This is a genomic window from Deltaproteobacteria bacterium, assembly GCA_022340465.1.
Lineage (GTDB): Bacteria > Desulfobacterota > Desulfobacteria > Desulfobacterales > B30-G6 > JAJDNW01.
The window spans coordinates 1-8,738 of sequence record JAJDNW010000064.1; the positions used below are offsets into that span (position 1 = coordinate 1).

An 8,738-nucleotide genomic window follows, 5' to 3' on the forward strand; every position below is an offset into this window, starting at 1 on the left:
GGGCCTTGTCCAGGGCCTCCCGGTCCACCTTCGTGTCCAAAAGCGCTTCCACCGTCGGACTCCCTTCGGACCCCGCACCTCCGATGAAGATAAACTGCTTGACGGAGGGGATCTTGGGGCCGAATTCTTGAAAAAATTCCACGTAGTTCATGTCGGGTATGGCCGGCAGTGTCGCCACTACGCTTGTTTGGCTGTGGTTGAGGATATATTCGAATTCCGAACTGCGGTACCTGACGCTCAGCCCGACCACGACGGCGCCGATTTTGGCGGCTGCGAAATAAAGATAAACCCATTCCGGCTGGTTCAGGCCGATGATGCCGATCCGGTCGCCTTTTTGCATGCCAAGCTGCAGCAGTCCGGCGGCCACCCGGTCGGAACGTTCATCTATATCCTTGAAAGAGATCGCTTCCGATTGAAAAATACATCCCGCCTTTTCCGGTGAAATCCGGGCCGCTTCTTTCAGGGCTTCCCATATCGTGGGGGCTTGCGAAATCGATGTCATCGTTTTCTCCTCCTTTGGTAAATGGTTGCAGGTTTGGTGCGAAGCGACAGCGCCGGTGGCTGTCCGGCATTATTAGTTGAAACGCTCAACGTAGGTGAAAGAAAGATCTGTATGGATGTCGGACATTTTTTACGGGTCTATAACCCAAAATAAGGCACAACGATTGCCGAGGAATAATACCGCTCCGGTCGTGAAAACCTCGAACCGTTTCGCGGCCGGGGCGGCATCACCCCTCGGCCGGCCGGCTTTTACCTTGCTATTGGTTATGTCCGTTTTTTTGGTTTTGAAGCCTTGCCGCCCATGGGCGGTCGATGGGACTGTTTACCGCGAAATAGCAGTCCTGTTTTTAAATTGCAATCAAAATCAAATCATGCGAAGACCTAGGTTGAGCGATTTTCGGGTTGGCCGCAGATGCAGGGAAACTGTCATTACGGGAGGCGGAATGATCATTGGGCTGGATGTAGGGGGCACCCACACGGATGTGGTCCTTTTGAATCGAGAGGGGGTTGTACGCGATGTCAAGGTGGGCACCGACACCTCCAACCTTTTCGGCACGGTACTGGCCGGACTCGAAAAAATAATGTCCGGAATCGGCCCGGAGACGATCAAGCGGGTCGTGCTCAGTACGACCCTCACCACCAACGCCATCGTGCAGCAAAAAATACCGGAAGTCGCGATCATCGTATCCAGCGGCCCCGGCATCGACCCGCGTTTTTTCCAACCCAACGAGCTTTATTATCCCGTCGCGGGATCCATTGACCACCGCGGCCGGGAAGTCCAGCCTGTGGATCCTGGAGAGATCGAACGCGTGGCCCGGGAACTCCGGACCAAAGGGATCCGCCACGTCGGTGTGATCGGAAAATTTTCCGTGCGCAACCCTGCGCACGAACTGCAGATCAAAACGCATCTGGGCAATGCCTTTGAAAGGGTGTTCATGGGGCACCGTATTTCGGGTCACCTCAATTTTCCCCGCAGGATCGCCACGACCTACCTGAATGCTTCGGTTTACCCTATCCACAAGGAATTCTTCGAGGCCGTCCAGCGGTCGCTCGAGGCCAGGGGCCTGACCATGCCCATCCGCATTCTCAAGGCCGACGGCGGCAACCTGAATTTCGCATCCTCCATCGAGTTTCCGGGGCAGACCATCTTGTCGGGACCTGCGGCCAGTGTAATGGGAGCGCTGGCCTATGCACCGGAAAATGTCGACTCCCTGGTGCTGGACATCGGCGGGACTACCACCGACATGACCGTTTTAATGGCCGGGGTACCGCTTTTGGCTCCTCTGGGGATCGACATCGGCGGCTATCGTACCCTGGTACGCTCCCTGGACACCCGATCCATCGGCATCGGCGGAGACAGCCTGGTTCGCCTGAGCGATCGGGACATAGAAGTCGGGCCTGAGCGAATCGGGCCCGCCATGGCGTACGGCGGTCCGAAACCCACGCCCACTGATGCCCTCTTCGTGCTCAACAAAGTGGAAGCGGGCGACAGGGAAAAGTCCGTCGAGGGGCTTGCACCCATCGCAGCCGGTTTGGGCCTTTCCGTGGAAGAGGCCGCACAGAGGATTTTTAAACACGCCTGCAGCAAGATTCTGCAGGAGGCTTCGGCCATGGTCGAGCGGTTGAACAGCAAACCGGTTTACACCATTCACGAGATTCAGGAAGGCTGCCGGCTGAAGCCGCAGCAGATGCTCATCCTCGGCGGGCCGGCACCCTATTTCGGCGAAAAGCTGGAACAGCTGTCGGGAATGAGGGTTGCGATAGTGCCCAAGTGGTCGGTGGCCAACGCCATCGGCGCCGCCCTGGCGCGCACCACTAGTGAGGTCACCCTTTTTGCCGATACCGAGCAGGGCATCGCCATAGCGCCCGGAGTAGAATTCAGGGCAACCGTGGGTCATGAGTTCAATCGTGAAAAAGCCGTGCGCACCGCTTTTTCGCTCTTGAAAAACAGGGCTGTCAAAAGGGGCGCCAACCCGGACAACCTGGAGATGGAAGTGATCGAGGAAATGGAATTCAATATCGTCAGGGGGTTCAACACCACCGGCAAGCACATCCGCATTCGTGCGCAGGTGAAACCCGGGCTGATTGCCGGCTACGAGGCGATGGTGCCCATGTGATTTTTTCCCGGCAGATTTGTTTTAGGTGAAATGAGATGTTGCGAGCACAACACGAAACAGGTTTGGTCTTTTTTCCGGCCTTCGACTGGGCTATCAGCCCTACACATCCGGAAAGGGAGGAACGCCTGCTCTACACACAGGATCAGGTAACCGAGGAGGGCATTTTCGACATCCAGGGAATCAGGGAGTTCAAACCCGACCTCGTGAACCTCATGGACGTGCAGCGCGTTCATTTCTGCGTGCCCGACGTCTGGAATGTGATGACCGAGTCTCACTTCGTCAGCGCCGGCGGGGCCAAAACCATCGCTATGGCGGTCATGGATAAGACCGTGGAGAGGGGCTTTGCTCTGGTCCGCCCGCCTGGGCACCACGCCATGCGTGTGGTCCACGGCGCCCGGGGGTTCTGCAACGTGAACATCGAGGCGATCATGATCGAGTTCATAAGGGCGGCCTACGGCGTCGACCGCGTGGCGGTGGTGGACACGGACTGCCATCACGGAGACGGGACCCAGGACATCTACTGGCACGATCGGGACACGCTGTTTATTTCCATTCACCAGGACGGGCGCACCCTCTACCCGGGCTCCGGTTTTATCAATGAAATGGGCGGACCCAATGCCGTCGGAACCACCGTGAACATTCCTCTGCCTCCGTACACGTCCGAGGAAGGATTTCTCCATACTGCCGAAAACGTGGTCATGCCGATACTGGAATCGTTTCAGCCCGAGCTGGTCATCAATTCGGCCGGGCAGGACAACCACTATGCCGATCCCATCACCAACATGAACTTTTCCGCCCGCGGATATGCCGATCTGACGGCACTGCTCAAAGCGGACATCGCCGTGCTGGAGGGCGGCTATTCGATCGAGGGCGCGCTGCCCTACGTCAACACAGGCATCATTCTGGCCATGGCGGGCATCGACTACAGCCACGTCAGGGAACCGGGCTACGACCCCGAAAAAATCAGGCAGACCCAGGATACATCGGAACGCATTCGAAGGATCGGCGACAAGGTGCTTCAGTTTTGGGAAGACAGGGGCGCGATTCAGGAAGCGCTGCAGGGGGACAAGGCGTTTGACGAAAGAACCCGCCATGTTTTTTACGACACCGACAATATCCGGGAAACGCAGCAGGAAACCATTCGCATCTGCAACGACTGCAGCGGCGCCTTGAGAATCGACTCCATCTCGAGCCGCGGCAACAGAGTCCTGGCGATCCACATCCCGCGAAAAGCCTGCGAAGCATGCAAAAACCAGGGCCATGCCTGGTATGAAGAGGAAAGCACGCAGACATTCAGTGGTGTGCATCTTCAGGATCGAACCCAGGACAAATACCTTACTAAAAAATCCTAAGCTCAGCTTAGGAAAATGTAGGGTTTGGTGTGTTGTGTTTCGTGCTCGGATTACGTCAAATGCGTTGAGACGCTGAGCGAACCAAACACCAAACACCAAATACCAACACGATGTGTCGTCAACAAACCATCCTGAAAAATTTAGAACTGCGGGCCGAGATCATCGCGGCCGTGAGACGCTATTTCATAAAAAACGACTATCTGGAGGTGGAAACGCCTCACCGGATACCGTCCCCCGCGCCGGAGGCGCACATCGACGCCGTCAGAAGCGGAGCGTGGTATCTGCACACGTCCCCCGAACTGTGCATGAAGCGCCTGCTGGCGGCCGGCTATACGCGCATCTTTCAGATATGCAAATGCTTCCGGCAGAATGAGAGGGGGCGCCGGCACCTGCCGGAATTGACTTTGCTGGAGTGGTACACGGCCGGAGACGACTACCTGGCCATGATGAGGCAGTGTGAACGCCTTGTCTCTGCCGTTGTGCGTTCCCTCGGCCGGGATGCGGTGCTTTCCTACCAGGGCGGCCGTATCGACCTGGCCCCCCCGTGGGAGCGGATGACCGTTGAACGGGCCTTCGAGGCTTTTGCCTCCATCTCTTTAGGCCAAAGCCTGGAAGAGGGTGTGTTCGACGACGTTCTGGCATTTGAAGTCGAACCCCGCCTCGGAAAGGAGCGGCCCCTGTTTCTGTATGACTACCCCGGAGCGTTGGGGTCCCTTGCCAGGCGCAAACCCGGCCATCCGGAACTGGCGGAACGGTTCGAGCTCTACATCGCCGGCCTGGAGCTCTGCAATGCCTTTTCGGAGCTGGCGGATTCCCATGAGCAGCGAACGCGCTTCGAAAAGGAAAGGGAGGCGCGCAGACGGGCCGGCAAAGACGATTACCCCCTCCCCGAAAATTTTCTAGAAGCCTTGAAGGCCATGCCCCCAGCCGCCGGCAATGCCCTGGGCGTCGACCGCCTGGTTATGCTGTTTGTCGACACGGCCTGCATCGACGACGTGGTGGCCTTCACACCCGAAGAGCTCTGATTACCGAAAACGGTAGTGAAAAGCTGCTGTGGCATGGCCTGGTAAACGGTCAGCCCAAAACGTTCGACAAAGAGCCTTACGCAGGCTTTTGGCGGCGGTTCGGTGCGGGGTTTTTGCGTCTGTTGCCCATTGAATCGCAGCTGTGAGTCCAATGGGCCAAACAACGTAATGACAAAAGCTGAAACCCGACCACCGGCGGCTTACATCGATGTTTGGATCTTTTGAATGTTGGTCATTAAATGGATCGTATCTCCTGCCGCATGAACACCGTATAAGAAATGCCGAAGCACATGATGGTAATGGCGATCATGGAGATAATATACGGCATGACAATCAGAATACTCTGGGACAGCGGCAACGGGCCGGAGAATCTGGACATGGAAACCTGTTCCAGCATGCCTATCTGAACCATCGAACGGGTGGTTTTTTTCATGGGGTCGATGATGGTGGCGGTTGCCTCTGAATAGAGGTCCAGGGGCGATGTCAGCGAGATTGCCTTTTCGATTTTTGCCCGCTGCATAAGGGCTTCGGGGTTTGACTGGCCGGCATCGGGCGTCAGGGCACTGGACACGGCATTGGCGCCCAGAGAGAGAAAAAAAGAGAAGAACACCCAGGCCGCGATACTGGCCAGTGCCGAGGTCGCCACACTGCGGAAAAGGATCGAAAACAAAATCGATATGCCCAGCCAGAAAGAGATATAGCAAACACTGATGAGCAGATAGATAAAAATCCGCCACATTTCTTCAGCCCCCGGAACGATCCCCAGAACAATCAGGCCCAGGGCGGAGATCACCAAAAGGATGGAGGTCATCATGATGGCAATGAGGGTCAGCCCGGCCAGGAACTTTCCATTGACCACGGCGTCCCGGTAGATAGGCTGTGACAGCAGTTTGCTGAGGGTGCCTTCATTCCTTTCCCGGTTGATGGTGTCGAAGCCGAGGATAATGCCGATAAGGGGACCGAAAAACGACACAAAGTCCACCAGCGAAAAGCCCGCCCCCGAAGATGTGAACATCAGCATGAAAATGAATTTGGGTTTGGCCATGCTCTCCAGGTTTTTTGCCATATTCAAGCCGGCCATGTAGGCGGTAATCATGCTGACCATGGCGATCAATGCAAATAAAAGCAGAAAACGATAGCTGCTGAAGTGATCCGCGAGTTCTTTTTTCAATATGACAAGGATACCGTTCATGGCTTAGGACTCCTGAAAATATTGCATATAGACTTCTTCCAGCGTGCGGGTTTTTTTGCCGATTCCGAGCTTTTCTTCCGCGAGCTGGTCCATGGATCCCTGGGCCACCATGTGGCCGTCGATCATAATGCCGACACGGTCGCAGAGTTTCTGAACCTGGTGGAGCAAGTGGGAGGAGAGCAGGACGGTCATTTTCTTTTCCGCGCAAAGCCGCTGGATCAAGCCCGTGATGCGGTTGGTCGACTCGGGGTCCAGGCCGAGAGTGGGTTCGTCCAGGAATGCCACTTCCGGATTTTTAACCAAAAGTTCGGCTATGCCCAGACGCTGCCGCATGCCCCGTGAATAGGCGCCGATCTGTTTGTCGATTTCATTCTTCAGGCCGACCATTGTCAGGGCATCTTCAATACGCCCATCGGCGACCCTGGATTCGATACCATTGAGAGCCGCGATGTACGCCAGGGATTGAAGGGCATTCATGTCCCTGTAAAACCCCATGTTTTCCTGCAGGTATCCGATTTTTCGCTTTACCTTGATGGGCTCTCTGGTGGGATTGATGCCCAGTACCCTGGCGCTGCCGCTGGTGGGCTCGGTCAATCCCATAAGCATCAGCAGGGTGGTTGTTTTCCCGGCGCCGTTGGGGCCGAGAAAACCGAATATCTCTCCCTGGTTTACCGTGAACGACAGATTCGAAACAGCGGTTTCGGCCTTGTACATCTTGGTCAGATTTTCAGTTTCGATGATGACGGTTTCCGACATTTTATCTTCTTCCCAGTTTGCGGAATATAACGGTTAACAGGGCGATGACGCAAACGATGATGGCAATACCGATCCACGCCCATCTTGACGAGGCCTTGACACTGACCCTGAACTCCATGTTTTTAGAAACTTTTTCACCGTTGATCTTCAGGCTGACGGAGTAGTCACCCACCAAGGCGTCCTCATAGGGGGTAATCTTGACGTCCACCTGTTTGAGGTCGCCGGGTTCTATGGCGTCGATGCTTTCGGGATCGAATTCAACCTTCCAGTTCTCCGGCTTAAAAGACATGAAGCTGATCTGATTGTTGACGGCCGATCCCGTGTTTTTTACATAAAAGGATACCGAGGATGTTTTGCCCTGTTTGGCATCCAGGGATAGCAATCCACTGGCCGTACCGACCTCGATATCGTAGGTGCCGGTCAGAACCACCATGAGTTTGGCTTCGGCTTTGGCGTCGTTGGCGGAGACTCTGATTTTAACCGGGTACTCACCCTCCTGGGCCGATGCCGGGGGTTTGACTTGAACGGCCACGGTCTGGCTCTGATTGGCTTTGATGCGCAGACTGGAGATAAATTTGCTTTCGTAGGCCGGTTTGAAATTAACTGTCCACCCATCCGGGCCTTCGGCAAACAGGTCGAAAATGCTGTCTTCTTCCAGCTTGCTGTCCACTTCCACCGAAAATTCGAATTCACCGTCCGACGGGCCTTTGAGCACTGGATAGGAAGTGGTGAGCTTGACGCCCTTGGTTTCTTTGACGCCCTCTTTTTTCTTTTTGATGGTGATGGTGACGTCCTGCGCCATGTGAAACCTGCCGTCGGGCGTCTTGGCTTCAATGCGGAATGTATAGTCGCCTTCCGGGATATGTTCATCGGGGGTGGCTTCAAATGTCAGCGTTTTGCTGTCATCCGATGGAACGTGGATTGCCGACACGGCAAAACGGTAGGTTTTGAGCCTGGCGGTCCACCGATCGGGCAGCCGGGATATCCATACGTCCACATTTTCGTCGGACCGACCTTTGTTGTAAAAAATGACATTCATGCTGACATTCTCATCCGGCGGTATCTCGACGCTGGGATATTCCACCGCCATGCTCACCATGCGATCCGGGAGCGGTTTTTCTTCGGCCCCGGCCCGGGGTGCCGAAGCCATACAGATGACGCCCACCAGAAAGAGGGACAAAATAGGGAATAATCGGGTTTTTTTACTGCTGATCATTTGAGGTCTCCTTATGGCGAAAAGATCCCATCCTTCGAATTCATCCAGGGATGTATCCAGTGTATTGCCCATTATAACGATAATGCTGGGTGTGCTTACCGGTCGTTATTTTATGCCGGCTATGTGGCTTATACCGCCTTGGGCGGGAGGCATGGTGGGGGGTTACGGATCGCTTTTGGTGAATCCGCAAATGCGGTATTTCAGTTCGTTCATCTGGCTGCGAACAGAGAGATAATGCCCTATCAATCGTATACGCTTACAGAAGTAGTACATGTGTCATCCTGCAAAATATAGATTAATGTACCAATAGGATGTAGCTACTCAATATCGTGGCGAGAGAATAATCACCGTTCATGGGGATGTCAAGGGGCTGTGCCGCACCGGACCGCATATTCTCAATACGGGCTTTTACACCATCTTGACAGTCATGCGTTACTTTACCCCATAGTTGCATAAACAACATGGCAAAGTGTATATAATGGTCTGTTATTACAATGGATATCAAATAGACAGCGCTACTTTCTGGATGCAACATAAAGTGAATTCTAAGGATTGTGTCTATTTTACCATGTTGTTTAC

8 protein-coding genes are annotated in these 8,738 nt (G+C 54.7%); 3 read left to right on the forward strand and 5 right to left on the reverse strand.

Annotated elements, in window-relative coordinates:
* Positions 1–502, reverse strand: a 502-nt coding sequence (locus LJE94_10150) for an AMP-binding protein (protein ID MCG6910470.1), incomplete at its 3' end; no start/stop codon positions are given.
* 442 nt (positions 503–944) lie between these two features.
* On the opposite strand from LJE94_10150, the gene LJE94_10155 reads away from it, so the two are divergent.
* The 3 genes from LJE94_10155 to genX all read left to right on the forward strand — a co-directional run bounded on the left by LJE94_10155 (position 945) and on the right by genX (position 4,995).
* Positions 945–2,618 (forward strand): hydantoinase/oxoprolinase family protein, encoded by a 1,674-nt coding sequence (locus LJE94_10155; protein ID MCG6910471.1) that lies wholly within the window; start codon positions 945–947, stop codon positions 2,616–2,618.
* Positions 2,619–2,653: 35 nt separating this feature from the next.
* Positions 2,654–3,970, forward strand: coding sequence for a histone deacetylase (locus LJE94_10160; GenBank protein MCG6910472.1), 1,317 nt, complete (start codon positions 2,654–2,656; stop codon positions 3,968–3,970).
* Positions 3,971–4,080: 110 nt separating this feature from the next.
* Complete coding sequence (genX, locus tag LJE94_10165; protein ID MCG6910473.1) at positions 4,081–4,995, forward strand: EF-P lysine aminoacylase GenX; 915 nt, start codon at positions 4,081–4,083, stop codon at positions 4,993–4,995.
* A 235-nt stretch (positions 4,996–5,230) separates the two neighbouring features.
* On the opposite strand, the gene LJE94_10170 is transcribed toward genX, so the two are convergent.
* The 4 genes from LJE94_10170 to LJE94_10185 all read right to left on the reverse strand — a co-directional run.
* Complete coding sequence (locus LJE94_10170; protein MCG6910474.1) at positions 5,231–6,187, reverse strand: ABC transporter permease; 957 nt, start codon at positions 6,185–6,187, stop codon at positions 5,231–5,233.
* A gap of 3 nt (positions 6,188–6,190) precedes the next feature.
* On the reverse strand, positions 6,191–6,943 hold the full coding sequence (locus LJE94_10175; protein ID MCG6910475.1) for an ABC transporter ATP-binding protein: 753 nt from the start codon (positions 6,941–6,943) through the stop codon (positions 6,191–6,193).
* A 1-nt stretch (position 6,944) separates the two neighbouring features.
* Positions 6,945–8,159: an NEW3 domain-containing protein gene (locus LJE94_10180; protein ID MCG6910476.1), complete on the reverse strand. Its 1,215-nt coding sequence runs from the start codon at positions 8,157–8,159 to the stop codon at positions 6,945–6,947.
* 295 nt (positions 8,160–8,454) lie between these two features.
* Positions 8,455–8,738: hypothetical protein (locus LJE94_10185; protein ID MCG6910477.1), on the reverse strand; the 284-nt coding region annotated here is incomplete at its 5' end.

Coding starts and splice junctions, on each gene's coding strand:
- LJE94_10155 (MCG6910471.1), top strand. CDS start 945: ATGATCATTGGGCTGGATGTAGGGGGCACCCACACGGATGTGGTCCTT.
- LJE94_10160 (MCG6910472.1), top strand. CDS start 2,654: ATGTTGCGAGCACAACACGAAACAGGTTTGGTCTTTTTTCCGGCCTTC.
- genX (MCG6910473.1), top strand. CDS start 4,081: ATGTGTCGTCAACAAACCATCCTGAAAAATTTAGAACTGCGGGCCGAG.
- LJE94_10170 (MCG6910474.1), bottom strand. CDS start 6,187: ATGAACGGTATCCTTGTCATATTGAAAAAAGAACTCGCGGATCACTTC.
- LJE94_10175 (MCG6910475.1), bottom strand. CDS start 6,943: ATGTCGGAAACCGTCATCATCGAAACTGAAAATCTGACCAAGATGTAC.
- LJE94_10180 (MCG6910476.1), bottom strand. CDS start 8,159: ATGATCAGCAGTAAAAAAACCCGATTATTCCCTATTTTGTCCCTCTTT.